The sequence below is a fragment of the Arthrobacter sp. Y3221087 genome (assembly GCF_059089905.1).
Window position 1 is genome coordinate 1,921,509 of sequence record NZ_JBNHFE010000001.1, and the last position, 21,570, is coordinate 1,943,078.

The 21,570-nt window shown below is 66.2% G+C and carries 21 protein-coding genes; 8 read left to right on the forward strand and 13 right to left on the reverse strand.

The features are described from left to right. Window positions 1-6 precede the first annotated feature (6 nt). Both AC5RUO_RS09190 and AC5RUO_RS09195 read right to left on the reverse strand, forming a co-directional pair. Window positions 7-1,071, reverse strand: coding sequence for a spore photoproduct lyase family protein (locus tag AC5RUO_RS09190; protein ID WP_494103311.1), 1,065 nt, complete (start codon window positions 1,069-1,071; stop codon window positions 7-9). Between the two features lie 60 nt (window positions 1,072-1,131). Then, window positions 1,132-1,818, reverse strand: coding sequence for an LmeA family phospholipid-binding protein (locus tag AC5RUO_RS09195; RefSeq protein WP_494103312.1), 687 nt, complete (start codon window positions 1,816-1,818; stop codon window positions 1,132-1,134). Between the two features lie 140 nt (window positions 1,819-1,958). Here AC5RUO_RS09195 and AC5RUO_RS09200 point away from each other — a divergent pair, with 140 nt between their 5' ends. The 3 genes from AC5RUO_RS09200 to AC5RUO_RS09210 are packed head-to-tail and all read left to right on the forward strand — an operon-like array spanning window position 1,959 to window position 3,975. Next, complete coding sequence (locus tag AC5RUO_RS09200) at window positions 1,959-2,603, forward strand: biotin transporter BioY (RefSeq protein ID WP_494103313.1); 645 nt, start codon at window positions 1,959-1,961, stop codon at window positions 2,601-2,603. An 11-nt stretch (window positions 2,604-2,614) separates the two neighbouring features. Further along, on the forward strand, window positions 2,615-3,343 hold the full coding sequence (locus tag AC5RUO_RS09205) for an energy-coupling factor ABC transporter ATP-binding protein (protein ID WP_494009098.1): 729 nt from the start codon (window positions 2,615-2,617) through the stop codon (window positions 3,341-3,343). After that, the gene (locus AC5RUO_RS09210) at window positions 3,340-3,975 is read left to right on the forward strand and encodes an energy-coupling factor transporter transmembrane component T family protein (protein ID WP_494009097.1); all 636 of its coding nucleotides are present in this window, start codon (window positions 3,340-3,342) and stop codon (window positions 3,973-3,975) included. Before AC5RUO_RS09205 ends, AC5RUO_RS09210 begins: the two co-directional genes overlap by 4 nt. 24 nt (window positions 3,976-3,999) lie before the next feature. On the opposite strand, the gene AC5RUO_RS09215 is transcribed toward AC5RUO_RS09210, so the two are convergent. Then, window positions 4,000-5,187 (reverse strand): thiolase family protein, encoded by a 1,188-nt coding sequence (locus tag AC5RUO_RS09215; protein ID WP_494103314.1) that lies wholly within the window; start codon window positions 5,185-5,187, stop codon window positions 4,000-4,002. Continuing rightward, window positions 5,177-6,583 (reverse strand): class I adenylate-forming enzyme family protein, encoded by a 1,407-nt coding sequence (locus AC5RUO_RS09220; RefSeq protein ID WP_494103315.1) that lies wholly within the window; start codon window positions 6,581-6,583, stop codon window positions 5,177-5,179. The genes AC5RUO_RS09215 and AC5RUO_RS09220 overlap by 11 nt, the downstream gene beginning before the upstream one ends. Before the next feature lie 59 nt (window positions 6,584-6,642). On the opposite strand from AC5RUO_RS09220, the gene ypfJ reads away from it, so the two are divergent. Further along, window positions 6,643-7,524, forward strand: a complete 882-nt coding sequence (gene ypfJ / locus AC5RUO_RS09225) for a KPN_02809 family neutral zinc metallopeptidase (protein WP_494009094.1) — start codon at window positions 6,643-6,645, stop codon at window positions 7,522-7,524. Window positions 7,525-7,599: 75 nt separating this feature from the next. Here ypfJ and AC5RUO_RS09230 read toward each other — a convergent pair whose 3' ends face one another. From AC5RUO_RS09230 to AC5RUO_RS09255, 6 genes are read right to left on the reverse strand one after another with little or no spacing between them, the layout of a single operon-like run. After that, the gene (locus AC5RUO_RS09230) at window positions 7,600-7,932 is read right to left on the reverse strand and encodes a metal-sulfur cluster assembly factor (protein ID WP_009357674.1); all 333 of its coding nucleotides are present in this window, start codon (window positions 7,930-7,932) and stop codon (window positions 7,600-7,602) included. A 13-nt stretch (window positions 7,933-7,945) separates the two neighbouring features. After that, a complete protein-coding gene (gene sufC / locus AC5RUO_RS09235) occupies window positions 7,946-8,737 on the reverse strand; it encodes a Fe-S cluster assembly ATPase SufC (RefSeq protein WP_494103316.1) in 792 nt (263 codons plus the stop codon). Window positions 8,738-8,781: 44 nt separating this feature from the next. Beyond that, window positions 8,782-9,138: a non-heme iron oxygenase ferredoxin subunit gene (locus AC5RUO_RS09240; protein ID WP_494009092.1), complete on the reverse strand. Its 357-nt coding sequence runs from the start codon at window positions 9,136-9,138 to the stop codon at window positions 8,782-8,784. Between the two features lie 20 nt (window positions 9,139-9,158). Next, window positions 9,159-10,400 (reverse strand): Fe-S cluster assembly protein SufD, encoded by a 1,242-nt coding sequence (gene sufD / locus AC5RUO_RS09245; protein WP_494103317.1) that lies wholly within the window; start codon window positions 10,398-10,400, stop codon window positions 9,159-9,161. Next, on the reverse strand, window positions 10,400-11,863 hold the full coding sequence (gene sufB / locus AC5RUO_RS09250; RefSeq protein ID WP_494009090.1) for a Fe-S cluster assembly protein SufB: 1,464 nt from the start codon (window positions 11,861-11,863) through the stop codon (window positions 10,400-10,402). The genes sufD and sufB overlap by 1 nt, the downstream gene beginning before the upstream one ends. Then, window positions 11,863-12,696: a helix-turn-helix transcriptional regulator gene (locus tag AC5RUO_RS09255; protein ID WP_494052281.1), complete on the reverse strand. Its 834-nt coding sequence runs from the start codon at window positions 12,694-12,696 to the stop codon at window positions 11,863-11,865. The genes sufB and AC5RUO_RS09255 overlap by 1 nt, the downstream gene beginning before the upstream one ends. A gap of 116 nt (window positions 12,697-12,812) precedes the next feature. Here AC5RUO_RS09255 and AC5RUO_RS09260 point away from each other — a divergent pair, with 116 nt between their 5' ends. From AC5RUO_RS09260 to AC5RUO_RS09270, 3 genes are read left to right on the forward strand one after another with little or no spacing between them, the layout of a single operon-like run. Further along, window positions 12,813-13,781 carry an ABC transporter ATP-binding protein gene (locus AC5RUO_RS09260; protein WP_494103318.1) on the forward strand — a complete coding sequence of 323 codons (969 nt, stop codon included), beginning with the start codon at window positions 12,813-12,815 and terminating at the stop codon, window positions 13,779-13,781. Beyond that, on the forward strand, window positions 13,778-14,566 hold the full coding sequence (locus AC5RUO_RS09265) for an ABC transporter permease (protein ID WP_494103319.1): 789 nt from the start codon (window positions 13,778-13,780) through the stop codon (window positions 14,564-14,566). Before AC5RUO_RS09260 ends, AC5RUO_RS09265 begins: the two co-directional genes overlap by 4 nt. A 7-nt stretch (window positions 14,567-14,573) precedes the next feature. After that, window positions 14,574-15,518 carry a COX15/CtaA family protein gene (locus AC5RUO_RS09270; protein WP_494103320.1) on the forward strand — a complete coding sequence of 315 codons (945 nt, stop codon included), beginning with the start codon at window positions 14,574-14,576 and terminating at the stop codon, window positions 15,516-15,518. A gap of 89 nt (window positions 15,519-15,607) precedes the next feature. On the opposite strand, the gene AC5RUO_RS09275 is transcribed toward AC5RUO_RS09270, so the two are convergent. Next, window positions 15,608-17,920, reverse strand: a complete 2,313-nt coding sequence (locus tag AC5RUO_RS09275) for a SulP family inorganic anion transporter (protein ID WP_494103321.1) — start codon at window positions 17,918-17,920, stop codon at window positions 15,608-15,610. Between the two features lie 1,170 nt (window positions 17,921-19,090). Between AC5RUO_RS09275 and AC5RUO_RS09280 the strand changes: the two genes are divergently transcribed. Further along, the gene (locus tag AC5RUO_RS09280; protein ID WP_494103322.1) at window positions 19,091-19,294 is read left to right on the forward strand and encodes a hypothetical protein; all 204 of its coding nucleotides are present in this window, start codon (window positions 19,091-19,093) and stop codon (window positions 19,292-19,294) included. Between the two features lie 411 nt (window positions 19,295-19,705). Here AC5RUO_RS09280 and AC5RUO_RS09285 read toward each other — a convergent pair whose 3' ends face one another. Beyond that, the gene (locus AC5RUO_RS09285; protein ID WP_494009084.1) at window positions 19,706-20,053 is read right to left on the reverse strand and encodes a cupin domain-containing protein; all 348 of its coding nucleotides are present in this window, start codon (window positions 20,051-20,053) and stop codon (window positions 19,706-19,708) included. A 425-nt stretch (window positions 20,054-20,478) separates the two neighbouring features. After that, on the reverse strand, window positions 20,479-21,438 hold the full coding sequence (locus tag AC5RUO_RS09290) for a heme o synthase (RefSeq protein WP_494009083.1): 960 nt from the start codon (window positions 21,436-21,438) through the stop codon (window positions 20,479-20,481). Window positions 21,439-21,570: the final 132 nt, after the last annotated feature.

Genomic DNA, 21,570 nt, shown 5'->3' on the forward strand with positions numbered 1-21,570 from the left:
CAAACCTCAGAATGCGTAGCGGATCCGGCAGTACGGCGCGATCCTCTCAATCAGCGCCGTCAACTGCCGGACGTACCCGGCCTTGGCTCCGGAACGGTACCGCACGTTGCTGAAGCCGTTGGAGGAGACCTTGGACTCCTGCAGGTCCGGGCGCCACAGCACCTTCTCGGCCTGCGGATGCCACCGCAGATTGACCTCATGGAGCCCCTCGTTGTGCGTCAGGAAAATGACTTCCGCCGCAAGCTGCGCCTTCGCGGCATCCGTCAGTGTGGCGTCGAGTTGGCGCAGCAGCTCCTCCCAGTCGCTGAGCCAGGTGTCCGTGACGATAACGGGCGAAAAGTTCACGTGCACTTCGTAGCCGGCGTCCACAAAGTCGTTGATCGCGGCCATGCGTTCGGCCACCGGCGAGGTCCGGACGTCCACCGACTTGGCCAGATACGCCGGCATCAGGGAAAAGCGGACCCGCGTGTGCCCGCCGTGGTCCCAACCGAGCATCACCGGGTTCACGTACTTGGTGGCAAAGGACAGTTTGGCGGTGGGCAGGTCCCGGAACAGCGAGACGAGGTCCTCCACGTTGTCGCTGATCAGCGCGTCCACGGAACAGTCGCTGTTCTCCCCGATGTCGTACACCCAGAGCTCGGGATCGCACTGGTTGGGCTCCAGCTTGATGCCCTGACGGAGGACATGCCGCTCCAGGGCGCCCGCGATCTGGTCGATGTTGGCAAACACGGTGACGGGGTTGCTGTACCCCTTGTGCCGGGGCACGTAGCAGTAGGCGCAGGCCATGGCGCAGCCGTTCGCGGTGGAGGGTGCGATGAAATCAGCAGACCGGCCGTTCGGCTTCACGGTAAGCGCCTTCTTGACGCCCAGCACCAGCGCCTCGGTTTTGATCCGGGACCAGCGCGGGACGTTTGTTTCATCGCCGTGAAGTTCGGGGATGTTCCAGTGGTTTTCCACAGGCACGACGTCGGCTTCCGGCCAGCGCGCGACGATCTCCTTGCCGCGGGGCATCTCCAGCGCCGCGGGCTGGGCAAAGATGCGCCGGATCTGCAGCAGCCGGTTGAAGTCCATGACTCTATTGTCCCAAGGCGTCCCCTGCCAACCGGGCCGTTAAGCCCAGGGCATCAATCCTCACGGGACGAGCCGGACGTCCTCCCCGCGAAGGCCAACGCGGAAGCCATCGTCACGCACCGCCACGTCCCGGAGTACGAGTCCCTCCGGCAGCCCTTCTACCTCATGCTCGATGGTCACGAGCTTGCGAACGACGGCGGCAGTGGCGTCAGAGAGAAAGCCAGGCCCGCCGACGTCGATCGAGCGCGGCTCGACAACAAGCCTCCCGGCCTCCACTTCAACAGTGCCGGTGGCTGTGACGCGCAGTTCCCGGCCGAACGCCTCGACCCTGCGGACCACCCTGGCCTCGCCGCCACCGGCTGCCCCGACCACTGCCCCGTTTCCGAGTTCGCCGGCGACGACGTCGAACGGCACGGTGGCATCAACGGCAAGGCGTGCAGCAGCCAGCCCGTCCGGGCCCGAGACAACGTCCTGTCCACTGGCCCGGACGTCGCGGAGCAGTGAGCCTCCCGCAGCAACCGACCCCGCATCAAGCACCACGTCGGAAAGCCACACCTCACCGTCAGGCAGCTCTTCGGGAGGGGCCGTGCCTACCGGGCTTTCAGCGCCAGGGACCGGTGACGGCCCCTGCCCAGGCCTTCCGGCCGGGTCACTGACAGCCCACCAGAAAACCGCGGCTGCGATACCCAGGACAACCAGCATCCCGGCCGCACCGATCAGCCACTCCCTTATCCGCGTCCACCCCATGAAGCCATTGTGGCAGTTGGACAAGTCCCTCAGCCTCCGCTCCCCCGTTTAGTAGGGCACCTACAAAATGGCCCCGGTTCCGTCCCGGTAGCGTCGGCAGTACATTAGATTCCGCTTGTACAACCCCGACAGGACCCCCAATGAGCAACACCAAAACCACCGCCACAAACACCCAACGGGCAGGCCGCCGCCGCTGGAACGCCACGGACCTCGGCCTGATCGCCGTCTTCGCCGCCCTGGTGGCCGCCTCGGCGCTGGTCCCCGGCCTTGCCGTCAACGGCTTCGGCGTCCCCATCACCTTCCAGACGCTCGCCGTCATGCTGACCGGCCTGGTGCTCGGACCCGGACGGGGCTTCGCCGCCGTCGGACTCTATGTCCTCCTGGGCCTCGCCGGCCTGCCGATCTTCAGCCAGGGCCGCAGCGGCCTGGGCATCCTCGCCGGGCCGTCCGCCGGCTACATCATCGCCTTTCCCATCGCCGCGGGCGTCGTGGGATGGCTGGCCACGGTGGTCATCCGCCGGACCATCAAGGCCCGGGCACTGTGGCTGTTCCTCTCCGCAACGGTCACCAGCGTGGTGGTTGTGCACTCGCTGGGCATCGCCGGCATCGTGCTGAACACCAAGGCAACCTGGGGCCAGGCCTTCCTGGGCGACGTCGTGTTCTACCCCGGCGACATCATCAAAAACGTCCTGGCTGCGCTCATCGCCGTCGCCCTGCACCGTGCCTTCCCGGACATCCTGCTGCGCCGGGTCAAGCGGACCGTGCCGCAGCCCGCCCAAGCTTAGGACCCTGCTTTATGCCCAACGTGACCTTTGACCAGGCGGCCGTAACCGTTCCGGTGGACCACCTCCCGGAACCCAAGGTCCTCCTGGAGGGCGTGAGCCTGCAGGTGACGGAGCGGCGGGTGGGCGTCATCGGGGCCAACGGTTCCGGGAAGTCCACCCTCCTGCGCCTGGTCAACGGGCTCGTCCAGCCCAGTTCCGGCCACGTGCTGGTGGACGGCGCGGACACGGTCCGGTCCGTCCGAGCCGTGCGCCGCACCGTCGGGTTCGTCTTCACCGATCCCCTCTCCCAGCTGGTCATGCCCACCGGCAGGGAGGACGTGGAGCTGTCCCTGCGCCGGTCCGTGAAGAACGGCGCTGAACGGCGCAGGCTGGCGGAAAACGCCCTGGACCGGCTGGGCCTGCTGCACCTGGCGGACCAGAGCATCTACGAACTGTCCGGCGGCGAGCGGCAGCTGATGGCCCTCGCCGCCGTCCTCGCCGTCGAGCCCGCCGTGCTGGTCCTGGACGAACCGTCCACGCTGCTGGACCTTCGGAACCGCGAACTGCTCCGCCGGACCCTGGCCGGCCTGGACCAGCAGGTCATCATGTCCACCCATGACCTGGACATGGCCCTGGACATGGACCGCGTCCTGGTCATCGACCAGGGCAAGGTAGTGTTCGACGGCGCCGCCGCCCCCGCCGTGGCCGCCTACCGGGCGCTCTGCCTGGCAAGCCTGGACGCGCGGGAAGCGCAGCCGTGAGGGGGCACGGCTTCCTGCTCGCCAATTATGTCCCGGGGCACTCCCTGGTTCACCGGGCGCCGCTGGTCTTGAAGTTCCTCCTGGTGTTCGCCTGCGGCCTGGCATCGTTCGTGACAGTGGACTGGCGGATGTCGCTGGCGATGCTCGGCGCACTCTCCGGCCTCTTCCTGCTGACCGGTGCGGGCCTGAAGCGGCTGTGGGCTGCCATCCGCCCGCTCGCTGCCGTACTGCTGGTCATCGGCCTGTTCCAGTGGTGGCAGCTGGGCGCCCCGACCGCAGGCAGGATCGTCCTGAACATCCTTGTGTGCGTGGTGGCCGCATCCCTGCTCACCGCCACCACCCCCGTCCACAAACTCCTGGACGGCGTGGTCAAGGCGGCAGGCCCCTTCAAAAGGTTCGGAGCCGATCCGGAACGCTTCGCCCTGACCATCGGGATCATGCTGCGGAGCATCCCCTACATTGCCGGGACCTTCGCCGACGTCCGGGATTCCGCCCGGGCCCGGGGCCTGGAACGGAACCCGCGCGCCCTGGTCCTGCCCGTGTTCATCACCTCGGTGGCCTTCGCGCGCCAGACGGGCGAGGCTCTCGCCGCCCGCGGACTGGGCGAAGCCGACGACGAGACCGACGACTGAGGCGTCCGCCCAGGTCTCCGGGGGTTAGCCGTCCTGGAACTGGCGGTACTCCAACAGGGCAGCCGTGCCCATCCCGCCGGCACTGCTGATCATTGCCAAGGCCAGGCTGGCCGGAGCGTCCGCCCGGCGTGCCTGCGCCAGGAGGCGTGTCACCAGCACGGCGCCGGACGCCCCGTAGGCATGGCCCAACGCCAGCGCGCCGCCGTCGATGTTAGCCCGTTCCGATGCGATGCCCAGCTGGTCCAGGCAGGCGAGGGTCTGGGAAGCAAAGGCCTCGTTGAATTCCACGAAGTCCAGCTCATCGGCGGCACAGCCGGCCCCGGCCAGGGCATCGCGGGCCGCCGTGGCCGCCCCCACGCCCAGGATTTCGGGATGCACGCCGGCGGTGCCGGTGCCGAGCACCACAAGGCCGTCGGCGGCCCCCATTGCCCGTGCCCGTTCAAGGGACGTGATCACGACGGCGGACGCGGCGTCGGCGTCGAAGCAGGAGTTTCCGGCGGTGACGGTTCCGCCGTCGACAAAGACGGCCGGGAACCGCGCCATGACAGCGGGAGTCAGGCCGCGGCGGGGGCCATCGTCTGCCGACACAGTCCCGGAGCCGGTCTCCAGGGCAACCAGTTCGCCGTCGAAATGCCCTGCATCCGCGGCTAAAAGGGCCCGGCGGTGGCTTGCCAGCGCGAAGGTGTCCTGGCGCTCCCGGCTGATCCCGAACCGTTGGGCCACTGTCTCGGCGGCGGGGCCCATGTCCGGATCGCCGAAGTCGGCCGGCACAAACTGGGCGCGCCGGTAGAAGTCCGCGCCGCCGTCGTCCGTCCGGTGGGCACGCAGGGGCGCCGTACTCGTGCTTTCCGCTCCCCCGGCAAGGAAAAGGGGGCTGCCGCCGGCTGCCACCAGCCGGGCAGCAAGGACGATGGCGTCCAGGCCCGAACCGCATTGGCGGTCAACGGTGATGCCCGGAACACTGACCGGGAGTCCCGCCTCCAGCAGTGCCAGGCGTGCCACGTTCCCGCCGCCGCCCACCGCGTTTCCGATGACCACATCGTCAACGGCTGCCGGTTCCGCACGGGTTTCGGCCAGCAGTTCCCGGAGCACGGGTGCCAGCAGTTGGTGTGCCCGCAGCCTGCCCAGCGCCCCGTTGGTGCGGCATACCGGGGTCCGCCTGGCGGCGATGATTACCGGCTGCCGGTCCGCCGGCAACAGCTCAGCCGCCAAGGTTCCGCACCCGCCGGTCGTTCGTGTGGATCCAGTCCAGCAGCATGTTGCGGCTGATCTTACCGGCGCCGGTCACGGGAAGTTCCGAGAGGACGAAGTACTGCAGCGGCCGCTTGTCCCGGGGCAGGATCCCCTCCAGGCCCGCGCGCAGCTGCGCCGCCGTGATCCCGCCGGCGGACGGAACGATGCCCGCCACCACGCGCTGGCCGCGGAGATCGTCCGGCATGCCAGCAGCCACCGCCGCGGCCACCCCGGGCACGGCCGCGAGTGCCAGCTCCACCTCGTGCGGATAGACGTTCTTGCCGGAGGTGAGGATCATGTCCGCGCGGCGGCCCAGGATGTGCAGTTCCCCTGCCTCCAGGTAGCCCTGGTCCCCCACGGTGAACCAGTTGCCGAAGGACCGCAGGGCCTGCCCGTCGTCCCCCCACAGGTAGCCGTTGCTCACCATCCCGCTCCGCACGCAGATGTTGCCGGATGCGCCGCCGGGCACAGGCTTCCCGGCGTCGTCGAGGATGGCAACCTCCACGCCCGGGAACGGCTGGCCGATGCCGGTTCCGCCGACGGCCGCAGGCTCGCCGGCAAGCAGCCCGGCACCGGAGACGAAGCTCAATTCCGAGGCGCCGTAGTACTCAAAGATGGTGGCATGCGGCGCCCAACGCCGGGCAGCCTCAAGGGTCCGTGCGTCCAGCTTTGAACCGGCGCAGATGATGGTGCGCACCCCGGAGGCGTCCACGCAGCCGGTAAGGCCGCGTTCGCTGAGCATCCGCAGCATAGTGGGCACCAGGACCAGCCGGGTGACGCGGTCGTGGGTGATCGCTGAGTGGACGTCCCCGACGTCGAAATGCTCGAGCGTCTGGAATTCCGACCCGGCGTAGAGGCACTCGCTCAACGCGTACAGGTTCAGGCTTGCGGCCAGCGGACCGGGGGCCAGCGTGACGTCATCCTGCCGCAGGCCGAAAAACTCGATGGAGGCGTCAAAGGACTGCTGCCAGGAGCGCCGGGACCTGGTGAACGCCTTGGGTACGGACGTGGTGCCGGACGTCAGCCCAATCAGGAAGGTGCTCTCCGCCGGCCCGTCGCGAAGTTCGTCGTCCGGCGAGACCGCCGCAGGTAAGGCCGAGGCCTCGATGCGGCGGATGATGTCTTCCTGCAGGTGCGGGTGCCATGCGGGATCCAGGACGGCGCACTGGCGCAGGCCCGCCACGGCGGCCGTGAAGTTGACGGCGAAACCGACGGAATTGGCCTCGCACAGAGCGGTGACCGCCTTCGTTTCCGCAACCTGGGCGGCCGCGGCGTCCCGGAGTTCGGCCCAGGAAAGGCGGCGGCCCGCGACCACGACGGCGGTGTCGTGGGGCCGTTCGCCGGCCCATCGCTGGATTCTGTTGAGGAAAGGCATCGGATCAACTTTACCGGCCTGCACGGATTGACCTCCGGGCCCGAGGGTAATGTGACTTCATGAGTTTCAACGACAATGTGCAGCTGGACCCCTCGCAGGTCCAGGACCGGCGCGGCATGGGCCGCGGAGCGAAAGTGGGCGGCGGCATCGGCGGCGGTCTGCTGCTGCTGATCGCCGCTCTCCTGGGTGTCAACCCCCAGCTCCTGGAGGGCCTGGCGGGCGGCGCTGCTCCCGCCCCGCAAAGCCAGGGCACCGCCCCGGCCTGCGAAACCGGTGCCGACGCCGACGCGCGCGTGGACTGCCGCATCACCGGCACCGTCAACAGCCTCAACGCGTTCTGGCCCGCCTACCTGGAGCAGTACAGCGTCCAGTACCCCCAGCCCGAGACCGTGATCTTCGACGAAGCCGTGAGCACCGGCTGCGGAACGGCCTCCAGCGCCGTGGGCCCGTTCTACTGCCCCACGGACACCACCGCCTACTTTGATCCCGGATTCTTCACGGAACTCGTAAACCGGTTCGGTTCCTCCGGTGGGCCGCTGGCCCAGGAGTACGTGGTGGCGCACGAGTTCGGCCACCACATCCAGAATGTCCTGGGCTATCTGGACCGCGCGCAGCAGGATCCGCAGGGCCCTGAGTCCGGCGCCGTCCGGGTTGAACTTCAGGCCGACTGCTACGCCGGGCTGTGGGCCAAGCACGCCTCCACCCAGCCCGGCCCGGACGGCCAGCCGTTCCTGGAAGCCCTCACCCAGCAGGACCTGAATGACGCGCTGTCCGCGGCTTCCGCGGTGGGCGATGACCGCATCCAGGAAGCGGCCACCGGACGGGTCACGCCCGAGGCCTGGACGCACGGCTCCAGCGAGCAGCGCCAGCGCTGGTTCTACCGGGGCTACGAAACCGGCGACATCAACCAGTGCGACACGTTCTCCGCCCCGAGCCTGTAGGGGCCTCCCGCCCTTAAACCCCGACGGCCCGGCCACCTTCGCACAGAAGGTGGCCGGGCCGTCGTCGTACTTTATTTAGATGTTGAAGCCGAGGGCCCGCATCTGGTCCTTGCCGTCGTCGGTGATCCGTTCCGGACCCCATGGCGGCATCCACACCCAGTTCAGGCGCCAGTCGTCAACAACACCGTCCAGTGCCTTGCCCACCTGCTCCTCGAGCACGTCGGTGAGGGGGCAGGCGGCGGTGGTGAGCGTCATGTCGATCAGCAGCGCGCCGTCGTCATCGGAGTACTTCAGCCCGTAGAGCAGGCCAAGGTCCACCACGTTGACCCCGAGCTCGGGGTCAATGACGTCCTTCAGCGCCTCTTCGACATCCTCCAGGGCCGTGCGGCCCGGCGTGATTTCGGTCATGGCAGAGTCCTAACTAGGCCTGTACTGCTGCGGGAGCGGCGACGGCGGGGCCGGCGCCCTTGGCGTAGCGGTCGTAGCCTTCTTCTTCCAGGCGGTCGGCCAGCTCGGGGCCGCCCTCCTCGACAACCTGGCCGTCCACGAACACGTGCACGAAGTCCGGCTTGATGTAGCGCAGGATGCGGGTGTAGTGCGTGATGAGCAGGGTGCCCATGTTGCCGTGTGCGTGGGCGCGGTTGACGCCCTCGGAAACAACCTTGAGCGCGTCAACGTCCAGGCCGGAGTCGGTCTCGTCCAGGACGGCGAACTTCGGCTTGAAGAGTTCCAGCTGCAGGATCTCGACGCGCTTCTTCTCACCGCCGGAGAAGCCTTCATTGACGTTGCGCTGGGCAAAGTCGGCGTCGATGCGGAGCTGTTCCATGGCCGCCTTGACGTCCTTGGTCCAGGTGCGCAGGGCCGGAGCCTGGCCGTCGATGGCCGTCTTGGCGGTGCGCAGGAAGTTGGTCATGGTGACGCCGGGAACCTCCACCGGGTACTGCATGGCCAGGAACACGCCGGCACGGGCACGCTCATCAACGCTCATCTCCAGGACGTCTTCGCCGTCGAGGGTGATGGAGCCGCTGGTGACGTTGTAGCGGGGGTGGCCTGCGATGGTGGAGGCCAGCGTGGACTTGCCGGAGCCGTTGGGGCCCATGATGGCGTGGGTTTCGCCGGTCCGGATGGTCAGGCTGACGCCCTTCAGGATCTCCTTGGTGCCCTGCTCCGTGTCAATGCTGACGTGCAGGTCCTTGATCTCAAGAGTTGACATGCTCTTCTTTCTTGTTCGTTCGTAAGTCTTGTGCTGCAGGGCGCTCAGTAGTTGTCTACTGCCGCGCCGTTCAAAACGTTGGTGACATCCACGTAGACGTCGTCGCCGTCGAGCTCAACGGCGAACACGGGAACGGGATCGTAGGCGGGGAGCTGGAGGGGCTGGCCGCTGCGCAGGTCGAACTGCGAGCCGTGCCCCCAGCACTCGATGGCGCAGCCTTCCACATCCCCTTCCGAGAGCGAGATGTCGGCGTGCGAGCAGGTGTCCCCGATGGCGTGGATATCACCCATGGAATCCCGCACCACGGCTACCGGGTAGTCGTCGATCAGGATGCGCAGCGCCTGCTTGACCTGGATGTCGTTGGCGCTGCAAACCAGCTCGCCCTTGGGCTTCCCACTCATGCGTCCCTGCCTGTCCCTCGTCAGTTTTCTGTTGCCGTGAGTTCGCGTTCCACAGCCTCGGTCAGGCGCTCTTCGAGGGCCGGGACCTTGATCTGCTGGATGATCTCATTGAGGAACCCGCGGACCACCAGGCGGCGGGCAACGTCTTCCGGAATGCCGCGGGCCATGAGGTAGAACAGGTGCTCGTCATCAAAGCGGCCGGTGGCGCTGGCGTGGCCCGCGCCTTCGATCAGGCCGGTCTCGATCTCGAGGTTCGGCACGGAGTCCGCGCGGCAGCCGTCGGTCAGGACCAGGTTCTGGTTCTTCTCGTAGGAGTCGGTGCCTTCGGCCTGCTTCTGGATGAGGACGTCGCCAACCCAGACGGTGTGCGCACCCTTGCCCTGCAGCGCGCCCTTGTACAGGACGTTGGACTTGCAGTTGGGCATGTTGTGGTCCACGAACGAACGGTGCTCCAGGTGCTGCCCGGCGTCGGCAAAGTACAGGCCGAGGAGTTCCGCCTCGGCCCCTTCGCCGGAGAACCGGACGTTGGAGTTCAGGCGGACGATCTTGCCGCCAAGGGTGACGGCGATGTGCTTGTAGACGGCGTCCTTGGCCACCTCGGCGTCGTGCTGGGCCAGGTGCTTCGCGTCGTCTTCCCACAGCTGGACGGAAACCACCGTCAGCTGGGCGCCGCCGCGGACGAAGACCTCAACGTTACCGTTGTGGTCGGCTGCGCCGTCGTGCTCCAGGATGACCACGGCGCGGCTGTTTTCGCCGGCCTCGATCACGTGGTGGGAGTTGGAGCGGCGGCCTGCACCGTTGCCTGTCAGGACGACGCGGACGGGCTCGTCCAGTTCGGCGTTTGCCGGGATCTGGATGTGCAGCGCGTCGTCAGTGTTGGCGGAAGCCACGACGGCGGCGCGGTCGGCCGGGACAAGGGTGGTGCCGCGGGGGGCCTCGCCTGCGTGAAGCGTGCGCTGGACGACGGCGGCGGGCGCCTCGAACGCGACGTTCAGGACGCCGGCGTCGCTGGGTGCGTCGGAGAGGAGGTTGGCCAGTTCACGCACGGGGGTGAAGCGCCATTCCTCTTCCCGGCCGTTGGGTAGGGCGAAGTCGGCGACGTCGTGGCTGGTCAGGCGCTCCGCGCGGGAGGCCATGACCTGCACGCCGTGGCTGTGGTGGCGGTCAACCTCGGAGGGAACGAGCTGTTCGCCTTCCTCGGTGAAACCTGCGATCGACGGTGCGCCGATGCGCGCCTTTTCGGTTGTAGCTTCGGCAGTCATTAACCGACGGATCCTTCCATCTGGAGTTCGATGAGGCGGTTCAGCTCGAGGGCGTATTCCATGGGGAGCTCACGGGCGATCGGCTCGATGAAGCCGCGCACGATCATGGCCATGGCCTCGTCCTCGGGCATGCCGCGGGACATGAGGTAAAACAGCTGCTCCTCGCTGACGCGGGAGACCGTTGCCTCGTGTCCCAGCTGCACATCGTCCTCGCGGATGTCGATGTACGGGTAGGTGTCAGAGCGTGAAATGGTGTCCACGAGCAGGGCGTCGCAGCGCACGGTGTTGGCCGAGTGCTTGGCACCTTCACGGACCTGCACCAGGCCGCGGTAGGCTGCACGGCCGCCGCCGCGGGCCACCGACTTGGAGATGATGGAGCTCTTGGTGTTCGGCGCGATGTGGACCATCTTGGAGCCGGTGTCCTGGTGCTGGCCCTCACCGGCAAACGCGATGGAGAGGGTCTCGCCCTTGGCGTGCTCGCCCACAAGGTAGACGGCCGGGTACTTCATGGTGACCTTGGAGCCGATGTTGCCGTCGACCCACTCCATGGTGGCGGCCTCTTCGCAGATGGCACGCTTGGTCACCAGGTTGTACACGTTGTTGGACCAGTTCTGGATGGTGGTGTACCGGACGCGGGCGCCCTTCTTGACGATGATTTCCACCACGGCGGAGTGCAGGGAGTCCGAGGTGTAGATCGGTGCCGTGCAGCCTTCGATGTAGTGGACGTAGGAGTCCTCGTCGGCAATGATCAGGGTCCGCTCGAACTGGCCCATGTTCTCAGTGTTGATGCGGAAGTATGCCTGCAGCGGGATGTCGACGTGGACGCCCTTGGGGACGTAGACGAAGGACCCGCCCGACCACACGGCGGTGTTCAGCGAGGCGAACTTGTTGTCGCCCACCGGGATCACGGTGCCGAAGTATTCCTGGAAGATCTCCGGGTGCTCCTTCAGCGCGGTGTCGGTGTCCAGGAAGATGACGCCCTGGGCCTCGAGGTCCTCGCGGATCTGGTGGTAGACAACCTCGGACTCGTACTGCGCGGCAACACCGGAAACGAGGCGGCTGCGCTCGGCTTCCGGGATACCCAGCTTTTCGTACGTGTTCCGGATGTCCTCGGGCAGGTCTTCCCAGGTGGCTGCCTGCTTCTCCGTGGAACGGACAAAGTACTTAATGTTGTCGAAGTCGATGCCCGACAGGTCCGCACCCCAGGTGGGCATGGGCTTGCGGTCGAAGTACTTCAGGCCCTTGAGGCGCAGGTCGAGCATCCAGTCCGGTTCGCTCTTCTTGGCCGAAATGTCGCGGACTACCTCTTCGTCAAGCCCACGGCGTGCATTGGCGCCGACGTCGTTCTTGTCAGCCCAGCCGTACTCGTAGTTGCCGATGCCATGGAGCTCGGGATTCTTTTCCAGAATTTCCGAGATCACAGTGTTTTCGGCTACCGCTTTCTCTGATAGTTGGTCCGTCATCACGGCCTTTCTTGCTGATGGTTGATTTCTTCGTTCAGGCGGGCGGGGGCTGCCGGAGGCCTTGTGGGCTCCTGGACAGACGGCCTGCCTGTAGGAATGTGGGTGGTGCAGACGTGCCCGCCGCGGGACAGCGTGGAGAGCCGGCGCACGTCAACGCCCACCAGCCGCGAAAACACTTCCGTTTCCACGTCGCAGAACACGGGGAAGCGTGCGGCAAGCTGCTGAATCGGGCAGTGGCCCTGGCACAGCTGGACGCTGGACAGCGCGGCCGGCAGGGGTGCCTTGGCCTCGATGGTGGCGGTGGACGAGACGAAGTTGTCGCGGGTCAGGGCATCGGAAAGGGCCCGGGCGCGGTCGCTGATGTCCGGACCGGCCTTTTCGATCTCCGGCGCATACCGCCGTTCCATATCCGAGAATCGCTCGACGGCGAATGCGCGGACGGCGTCGGGCCCGGCAACCTTCTGCAACTGTTGGAGGGCCAGGGCGGCGATGTCCAGGTAGTCATTGCCGAGGCTGGACTGGCCCTGGGAGCTGAGGACGTACCGCCTGGCGGGCCGGCCCGCGCCGGCACCGGACTTGGCTACCCTCTTGACTTCAATGACGCCGTCACGGGATAAATGGTCCAGGTGGCGGCGCACCGCCGCCGGGGTGAATCCGAGCAGGTCGCCGAGTTCGGCGGCACTGACAGGTCCGTGTTCCAAGACAGCCGCGAGGACGCGGTCGCGGGTACGCTCATCGGCATCAGCCACCGGACCGGTAGCCATCCGGCCCCGGTCTGCGGGAGCCTGGGAGGCTCCGTGCCCGGCAAAAGGCACAGCAGTAGCATTGCTCATGGAATACACAACACAATCATGGCGTAATTTAGTCCCCCGCTCCAGTAAGGACAGGCTGACCTCAGCCCGGGCTCCGGCAGGACAGCAGCTAGTACTACTTCCCGTAGAATACTGGGGTGCGTTCCCCCCAATCCCCTGTTCTGTCCATCAGCGGGCTCATTAAGGATGTTGGTCCGCTGCCCAGCCTGGACGGAAAGATGCTCCGGGTGGTCGGCGGCGTTTCACTGACCGCCGAACGGGGACAGGTCACCTCACTGCTCGGGGCCAACGGGGCAGGAAAAACCACCACCCTTGAATGCGCCCAGGGCCTGCAGAAACGCACCGGCGGCAGTATCTCGCTGCTCGGGCAGGATCCCGCCACGGCAGGGGCCGGATTGCGGTCCCGCGTTGGTGTCATGCTCCAGGATGGCGGGCTCCCGCCGTCGGCACGCCCTATTCCGCTGCTGCGCCACCTTGCCGGACTGTATGCCCGGCCCTGGCCGGTGGATGAGCTGGTTCAGCGCCTGGGGATTGATACTTTCAACCGGACGACGGTCCGCAGGCTTTCCGGCGGGCAAAAGCAGCGCCTGGCCCTTGCGGCTGCCCTGATCGGCAGGCCCGAAGTCCTCTTCCTCGACGAGCCCAGCGCGGGCCTGGACCCCCAGTCCAGGCAGCTGGTGTTCGACCTCATTGCGGAGCTCCGCGACGCCGGGATGGGAATCATCCTCACTACCCACCTCATGGATGACGCCCAGCGCCTTGCGGACTACGTCTACATCATTGACGGCGGCCGGAACGTTGCCGAGGGAACAGTGCAGGAACTGCTACAGCGCGCCCCGGAGGTAGAGGCAGGTGCCGAACACGTCCGGACACTGTTTTTTGAAGCACCCCCGGGGCTTGACCTTTCCACGGTCCTGCCGGCCGGCATCGATGTGACCGAGGACCGGGCCGGCAGCTACTGCGTCACGGGTGCATTGACACCCCACCATCTCGCCGCCCTTGCCGCATGGTGGGAAGCGCATGACATCATGCCGGGTTCGATGAGCCTGCAGGCGCGTAGCCTTGAAGACGTCTTTCTGGATATTTCGGGAAAGGACATCCGATGACCCGGAACCCCGCCGACGCAGTCCTGACCGGACCTGCCGGCCAGCAGGAGCCTGCCACCCTGCTGCGGCGCGTGCTGCTGCAGGGCAAGTACGAGTCGCTGGCGATGCTGCGGAACGGGGAACAGCTGATCCTGGCCGTTGTGCTGCCGCTGCTTGCCCTGGTCGGCCTGACCGTGACGCCATTCCTGGACGGAATGGGCGCGAGCCGGATCGATGTGGCCGTTCCAGGCATCCTGGCCCTGTGCGCCATGTCCACGGCCTTCACCGGGCAGGGCATCGCGACCGGTTTCGACCGCCGCTACGGCGTGCTCCGCCTTCTGTCCACCACTCCCCTGGGCCGCGGCGGACTCATTGCCGGGAAGGCGCTCTCGGTCCTGGCGGTACTGTGCCTGCAGGTTGCAGTGGTCACTGCCGTGGCGCTGGCGCTGGGCTGGCAGCCGCCGGCGGTGGGCTGGCTTCCCGGGCTGGCGCTGCTGGCACTGGGCGCGGCCGCCTTCACTGCGCTGGGCCTGCTGGTGGCGGGGACCGTCCGGCCGGAGGCCACCCTCGCGATCACCAACCTGCTGTGGATCCTCCTGGGTGCCCTGGGCGGCATTGTTCTGCCCGCCGAAAAGCTCCCGGCAGCTGCCCAGTCTCTGGTCGGCTTCCTGCCGTCGGGCGCTTTGGGCGAATCCCTGCGCGAGGCATTCCTTGGCGGCGGCCTGAACGCCGGCGCCGCCCTCATACTGTTGCTCTGGACCCTGGTCGCCGGGGCAGCAGCCATCCGTTGGTTCAAGTGGAATTGAGATAATCGTGAGCACGGCTTCACGCCTACCCCAACTGGCCGGGCGCCTGGTATCAAGGCTGCCCCGCACCGTGGACGCCCGGGTGCGCCGCCTCGCCGTCGCCTCCCTGATCGGCCAGACACTTCTCGTGGTCACAGGCGGTGCCGTCCGGCTGACCTCTTCCGGCCTTGGCTGCCCCACCTGGCCGCGCTGCACGGAAACGTCGCTGGTCAACACCCCTGAGATGGGCATCCACGGCTTCATCGAATTCGGCAACCGGCTCCTCACTTTTGCGCTGGCCGCCGTCGCCGCCCTCATGCTGGTCTATCTGTGGAACCTTCGCAAGGAACGCAGGGACCTCTTCCTCCTCGCCCTCGGCCTGCTCGCCAGCATCCCCGCCCAGGCAGTGATCGGCGGGATCACCGTCCTGACCAACCTCAACCCCTGGGTGGTGGGCCTGCACTTCCTGGTGTCGATGGCCCTGGTGGTGTTTGCCACCCTGCTGGTGAACCGGGCTTTTGGCAGGACCGGCAGGTTCATGGCCTACCGGCACCGCGCCCTGCCGGGAATCATGCGCCCGGTGACGTCCGCCGTCGCGCTTTTTTCCGCCCTTGCCGTGATGCTCGGCGTGGTGGTGACGGGAGCCGGTCCCCACGCCGGCGACGCGGACGCGCCGCGGAACGGCCTTGACTGGGACCTGTTCTCCCACATCCACGCCGTTCCGGCGTACCTCATTACCGCTGGTACGGCCGTGGCCCTGGCGCTGGTGTTCATGCGCGGCATCACCGGCCCGTTCCGGACTGCCGTGCTGGGACTCCTGGGCGTGACGGTCCTGCAGGCAGTCATCGGCTTCACCCAGTACTACAACGGCATTCCGGTGCTGCTCGTGGCCGCCCACATGCTGGGGGCGGCGCTGCTCATGTCCGCAGCCACGAACGCCTGGGACATCGCCCGCTCCAGCCCGGTGGAGTAGGACTCCACGACAAGTCAGCAAAGTGCGAAGCGCCCCGGTTCCAAGGAACCGGGGCGCTTCGCGTCAGGGGCCGCTACTTTCACCCGGGGTCAACGCACCGGCCCGGCGTTCGCCAATTCCGCAGCAGGGGCCGCATCCAGGAACTCAATCCCGGATGCGTTGACCAGCAGCACGCGCGCCGTCGCGATATCGTAGAACAGGCCCGTTGCCTGCACGGCACCCCTTGCCAGCGCGGGACCGATCACCGGGTGGGTTTCCAGCTTCGCAAGCTGCACCGCCACGTTGACCATCCCCAGCTGGTCCGCTTCGCCGTAGCCGGCCCCGGCTGCAGCCAACGCCACCGGGTGCCCCGCCTGCAGCTCCTCGTAGCTTGGCCGCGCGTGTTCCAGCCAGGCGTCAAACCCTGCACCGAGGGATGTGGCAGTGTTGCCGCCGGCGTCCGCGATGACAGCCTTCATGGCCCCGCAGTTCGAATGCCCGCAAACCACGATTGATTTCACGCCCAGGCCTCTAACGGCAAAGGACAGGGCGGAATCGATGGAGGCATCCTGCCCGTCATGGCACACCACGTTCCCGATGTTCCGCAGCGTCAGCAGGTCGCCCGGGCCGCTGCTGGTGATCAGGTTGGGGTTCACGCGCGAATCCACGCAGGCGATGAACAGCGCGTCCGGGTTCTGGCCTTCCGCCAGGTCCTGCACCATGGGCCGGACCTTGTCCGCGAAGCGGCGGTGGTATTTGCTGATCCCCATCAGGAGCGAACGCCGCGGGTCCTGCCCGGCCTCCTCCGGCAGTCCCCCCGCCTGCCACGAGCCTCTGGGTGGCAGCGGGAGTTCGCTGGCTTCCTGCCGCTTGGGGGCCTGGTCCGCCGCATCGCGGAAGAGGCTGTTGCCGTGTTCCTCAACATGGACGGTGCCCCCGGCGGCCTCGTACTGGCGGCGCCAGGCGAGCACCGCCTCACGGAAGGCATGGTCCAGGTAGTCGGCGTTCAGTTCCACCACAATGTCCTTACGCTCCGGGACTGAATGCAGCACCCGGTTCAGCCGCGGCAGGGCGAAAAAGCTGCAGGAGCCGGTGATGGTGATCCGCCACAGGACCGACGGTGCCACGGGCTGGTGCGCCTGGACGGACGAGCGCAGCACCCGCCACAGCACGCTGGCCGCGGCCAGCGCCAGTCCGATCAGGACGCCTTCCAGCAGGTTGAGGAAGACGACGCAGAGCAGCGTGACGGCGTAAATCAGGAAGTCTCCGGTGCGGAGGCTGGTGCGGATGTCCGCCACCTTGATCAGCCGGGCACCGATCACCACGAGCAGGCCGGCCAGGACAGCCATCGGAATCAGCTGGATAAGGCCGGCGAAGAGGGCCGAGAAGGTCAGGACCCATACACCGTGCAGGACGGCCGATGCCCGTGTGGCGGCACCCGCTTCCACATTGGTGGCGCTGCGCACGATGACCCCCGTGACGGGAAGCCCGCCCAGGGAACCGGAGACAATGTTGGCTGCTCCCTGGCCCATCAGTTCCCGGTTCAGGTTGGTGCGTGGTCCGGTCTGCATCTTGTCGACGGCGACGGCGGACAGAAGCGATTCGATGCTGGCGATCAGCGCCATGGAGAGGACGGCAAATGCTGCGGCACGCCAGTTGCCGTCCGGCAGCTGGGGCAGGGCAACGGCGTCGAAAATCGAACCGGAAAAGGAGATACGCTCAACGGCGGGCGCGAAGGCAACGGACAGGGCAGTTCCGGCGGCGACGGCGGCCAGCGGCCCCGGAATCCGCCGCACTGCCGGCGGCAGGTGCTTCCACACCAGAAGAATGGCCACGACGGCGAGGCCGAGCAGTGCGGGGTGGAGCTCGAGATTGGTGACCGCCGCCGGAAGGGCAGTCAGGTTCTCCATGGCCGAACCAGCCGGCCGGGAGCCGAGCAGGACGTGGATCTGCTGCAGGATGATCGTGATGCCGATGCCGGCGAGCATCGCCTTCACAACCACAGGCGAGACAGCCAGTGCCGCCCTGCCGACCCGGCTGATACCTAATAGCAGCTGGACGACGCCGGCGGCGGCCGTGATGGCACACGTCACCTGCCAGCCGAATTCCTGGACCAGGCTGGCCACGATGACCGTCAATCCGGCGGCGGGCCCGCTCACCTGGAGGGGTGAACCTCCCAGGCTGCCGGCCACAATGCCGCCCACGGCGGCAGCAATAAGGCCGGCCATGATTGGTGCGCCAGAGGCCGCGGCGATGCCCAGGCTCAGCGGCAGGGCGACGAGGAACACCACCAGCGACGCCGGAACGTCCGCGCGGAGGTGTTTGAGGAAGTGCGGGGTCCGGGATCTGTTCGTGCCTCCGGAGGGTTTAGCTGCTGGCGGACTGTGACTCGGAGCGGTTGTGGGATCGAATGCCTGTGCCATGGATTTCCTTTTGCTTGCGGGCAGGATCCATTCCAGAGTAGGCAGACAGTCATGAACAGTGACATAAAACGTGATCGATATGACAATTGCTGTCATGCCGTGTCCGTCCAGCGCCGGCGCATGATGCTTGCCTGATTCTGCCCAAGAATTGCACTTGCACTATCAAGAACCAGGGGAAGTCTTGATGCGGCGGGGGCATGCTGATTCCAGCAGCACACCCGACGGGACCAACCGCTCCGCCGGCGCCTTAGGCAACAAGCGATATTCGTGGGGCAGGAAGAGCTATGAAGCAAACAGCAGCGCTGGAAGTAATATCCGTCGTCCGCGGCAGCACCACTGACCGCCCAGCGGCCTGACATGAAACGCATAGCAGAGCGCCAGGCCCTCGGCAGGCCAGCATGCACGGGCACGGACGTCAAAGCGCCGGGCGGGCCCGGTTACCCCAGCGGAAGATGGACTCCAAACGTTGCTCCACAGGCATGGAACTCCGGTAACTGCATTCAAGACGGCGAGCAGCTCTGGCCCGACTGCCGCGACTGAAAGCCGGAGCGCCGCGCCCGGTCTTGGCGGAAACTGTATAACCTTCAGCCTGCGGTGGATGGAACGTTCGCCGCGAAGCTGCGCAATGGCGGACAGTCCTGCATTGGAGCCAACCGCATCAACCGGCTGCGACTCGGCAGGCCACTTCTTCGCCCCGACCGGCCGGCTAATCGTGGGCATCAACCAAGGCGTCCCGTCCAACGCTCCTGCGCTCGTCGGCGGCATCACGCAGTCAGGCCTTGGACGCGGAAGCGCCGAAGGTTCGAAGAATTCGAAACAATCCGCTTCTACAACGTGGCTCCACGCCCGACTGACTAACACACGCTCCCGGAACTCGTCAGCCTGACCCGGCGGGGACAGCTGACAACTGGCAGGAGCGACCACTGAGACCGGCGCCAGGGCGCCGGTCTCCCGCATATGTAGTGACGGAGACGCCGCCGGTGTACTATTGTTGACAATCTACGATCTGCGAGAAAGGTCAAGAGAGATGCGACAAAGTCGTCGTTCATCTGCATGCAGAGCCCGCCGGCGCCACTTTACCGCTTTAAAGCCGGGACCCACCAAAGGTGCAAAGGGGCTTCTTAACCCCGCCAGTGGAGGAGACGAGCGCCTTTCCGGATACTGGGGGGCGTGGGCGTAGTGCTCATCCTGATAGTAGTCACCGCAGCCGGCATAGTGACCAGCTCCAGTGCTGTCCTGCAGGTTCAACGGCGCCCCGCAAGCACAGGCAGCAACGAAAAATCCTGCCTGCCGCTGTTGCAGGTCATTGCCGGGATCCTTGCCCTGGGCTCGATCGTTCTCGCTACTCATTTTCAACTGGGTGCGTTGCGATGACTGAAGCCACATCCATTGCGCCCACGGATCCGAGTTCAACGGCTCCAAAACCATCCCCTGCCGGAGCCCCAACCCCTCGAGGGCCTGAGATGGTGTTCCATGATCCCCTCTCCCATTACCTGCCCGGGACGCCTGCAGGTATCTCTCTTCACGGGTCATCCATCCATCACGCACGACCGAGCTGAAAACGTGCAGCTAAGAGAAAAACTGCTAGCCGGGCCGCCGCGATAGAAGCTGTTTCGCGCGACCTGAAACTTCTTGCACTAAGCAAAGGAAGCACCGCGGGCTAGCTCCCCGCCCCGGCTCGCGGCGGGAAGCCGTCCCCGGGGAACCGCGCCGAAAACGCGAACGGGCCGCACCCTCGATGAGGGAGCGGCCCGCACGTCAGGATCGTGTCAGGCGGGTCGGCGCTCAGTCGAAGCCGTGGCAGTAAACCTTGCGAATGGTTTCGGTCACCACCCAGCGGCCCGACCAATCCTTGGGCTGCACGATCACGTCACCACCGGAGATCTCGTAGCTGGTGCCGGTGGCGCCGTCGGTAACGGTTGCGCGGCCGCTCACGATGTAGCACACCTCGGTGTCTTCCCGAGGAGTCACATCCCAGCCTCCGGGCTGGCACTCCCAGACACCCGTCTTGATGGCGGTGTCGAACTTCAGGATCGACGTCTTCGGGTCGCCCGAGTCGTAGCCAGGACGGTGACCATTGGGCTCGAGCTCCCCGAGGATTTTGGCCGCAGGCACGTACACGTACGGACGCATAAAGTTCTCCTTTTGTCGCGTTGTCAATTGTTGACAATCGTAGATGGATCGCGGAGCCAATGTCTACACATGAAGATTCATCAAAACTCACGGAGGTACCCGCAGGAGTGCGTCATCGACAAGTGACGAGATCGTGAACTGGGGAAGCAATTCTCGGGGAACGCAGCCCTGCACCCTATGGAACGGCCTGGAGAGCAGACTGCGTCTCTATTTCTCGGTCGACCATTGAACTTGCAGCGACCTCCATAAAATCGCCGTTGAGCACGAGAAGTTGGCTGCGTTCGCTTTGGAAGGTGACATCGACGGTTTCCGCCAGGAGATGCCAATCAGTTCCACAATGCGCTTCGCGCCGAAGATGCAGACCAGACGCAGGTTTAGTCCCGCTGCGACGGGGGAAAGCGGGTCCGTGCCGACAGGCGCCGGACTTAGCCTCCCATAACGGCCGGACCGATGAACGGGTCAACAGCCAGCGCAATGAACAGCAGGGTCAGATAGCTGATGGAACCGTGGAAGACCTTCATGGCACGCTTGCCGGAGATCTCTTCACGCTGGGCCTGGTTGTACAGGGAATGTGATTCGTACAGGAACCATGCACCGGCGAGGACCGCGGTTGCCGTGTAGACCCATCCCGCACCGCCGGCCGGAACCAGGAGGAGCGAGCAGGCCACCATGGCCCAGGCGTAGAGGACCACCTGGACAGAGACCACCTTGGCGCCAGCGATGGCTCCCAGCATGGGCACCTTTGCGTTGCGGTAGTCCTCGCCGTACCGCATGGACAGCGGCCAGTAGTGCGGCGGCGTCCAGAGGAAGATCACCATGAAGAGGATGATGGCGGGCCATTCCACGGTATTGGTTACTGCCGCCCAGGCAATCAGCACGGGGAAGCAGCCTGCGGCGCCGCCCCAGACAATGTTCTGTGCGGTGCGGCGCTTGAGGATGATCGTGTAGATCACCACGTAGAAGAAGATGGCGCCCAGGCCCAGCCAGGCGGACAACGGGTTGGCCCCGAACCATAGGATGGCGATGGCCGCTGCCCCCAGGACCCACGAGAACACGAGTGCCTCGCGCGGGGTGACCTCGCCGGTCACGAGCGGACGGTTTTCGGTGCGGTGCATCAGTTTGTCGATGTCGCGGTCGATGTAGCAGTTGAAGGCACCGGCACTGCCTGCCGCGAAGGCACCGCCCACCAGAGTGGCCAGAATCAGTCCGATGGAGGGGAAGCCGCGCTCCGCGTAGATCATGGTGGGCAGCGTGCTGACCAGCAGCAGTTCGATAACGCGGGGTTTGGTGAGGGCGAGATACGCCTTGGCCTTACGGGCAAACCCGGCACCTGACGACCGGGATGCGTTCAGCGGCGTATCTGTTGTGCTCACGGTGGCAGTCACCCGTTCTGTGTGGCAGTTGTGTCTGGCGGTGCAGCTACGGACGGCTGGAAAGGTCCGCTGCCCGGCATTGGCCTCCGAATATCATACCGTGCCGCCACCCTCCCACCTGCCCGCTGATATGCGCACTTGATC

What these genes read in the sequence shown, in the direction of transcription:
- AC5RUO_RS09240 (WP_494009092.1), bottom strand. Translation starts at nt 9,138, where the DNA reads ATGAGTGGGAAGCCCAAGGGCGAGCTGGTTTGCAGCGCCAACGACATC.
- AC5RUO_RS09200 (WP_494103313.1), top strand. Translation starts at nt 1,959, where the DNA reads ATGAGCAACACCAAAACCACCGCCACAAACACCCAACGGGCAGGCCGC.
- AC5RUO_RS09220 (WP_494103315.1), bottom strand. Translation starts at nt 6,583, where the DNA reads ATGCCTTTCCTCAACAGAATCCAGCGATGGGCCGGCGAACGGCCCCAC.
- AC5RUO_RS09230 (WP_009357674.1), bottom strand. Translation starts at nt 7,932, where the DNA reads ATGACCGAAATCACGCCGGGCCGCACGGCCCTGGAGGATGTCGAAGAG.
- AC5RUO_RS09205 (WP_494009098.1), top strand. Translation starts at nt 2,615, where the DNA reads ATGCCCAACGTGACCTTTGACCAGGCGGCCGTAACCGTTCCGGTGGAC.
- AC5RUO_RS09285 (WP_494009084.1), bottom strand. Translation starts at nt 20,053, where the DNA reads ATGCGTCCGTACGTGTACGTGCCTGCGGCCAAAATCCTCGGGGAGCTC.
- AC5RUO_RS09275 (WP_494103321.1), bottom strand. Translation starts at nt 17,920, where the DNA reads ATGGCACAGGCATTCGATCCCACAACCGCTCCGAGTCACAGTCCGCCA.
- AC5RUO_RS09195 (WP_494103312.1), bottom strand. Translation starts at nt 1,818, where the DNA reads ATGGGGTGGACGCGGATAAGGGAGTGGCTGATCGGTGCGGCCGGGATG.
- sufB (WP_494009090.1), bottom strand. Translation starts at nt 11,863, where the DNA reads ATGACGGACCAACTATCAGAGAAAGCGGTAGCCGAAAACACTGTGATC.
- AC5RUO_RS09190 (WP_494103311.1), bottom strand. Translation starts at nt 1,071, where the DNA reads ATGGACTTCAACCGGCTGCTGCAGATCCGGCGCATCTTTGCCCAGCCC.
- sufD (WP_494103317.1), bottom strand. Translation starts at nt 10,400, where the DNA reads ATGACTGCCGAAGCTACAACCGAAAAGGCGCGCATCGGCGCACCGTCG.
- sufC (WP_494103316.1), bottom strand. Translation starts at nt 8,737, where the DNA reads ATGTCAACTCTTGAGATCAAGGACCTGCACGTCAGCATTGACACGGAG.
- AC5RUO_RS09265 (WP_494103319.1), top strand. Translation starts at nt 13,778, where the DNA reads ATGACCCGGAACCCCGCCGACGCAGTCCTGACCGGACCTGCCGGCCAG.
- AC5RUO_RS09255 (WP_494052281.1), bottom strand. Translation starts at nt 12,696, where the DNA reads ATGAGCAATGCTACTGCTGTGCCTTTTGCCGGGCACGGAGCCTCCCAG.
- ypfJ (WP_494009094.1), top strand. Translation starts at nt 6,643, where the DNA reads ATGAGTTTCAACGACAATGTGCAGCTGGACCCCTCGCAGGTCCAGGAC.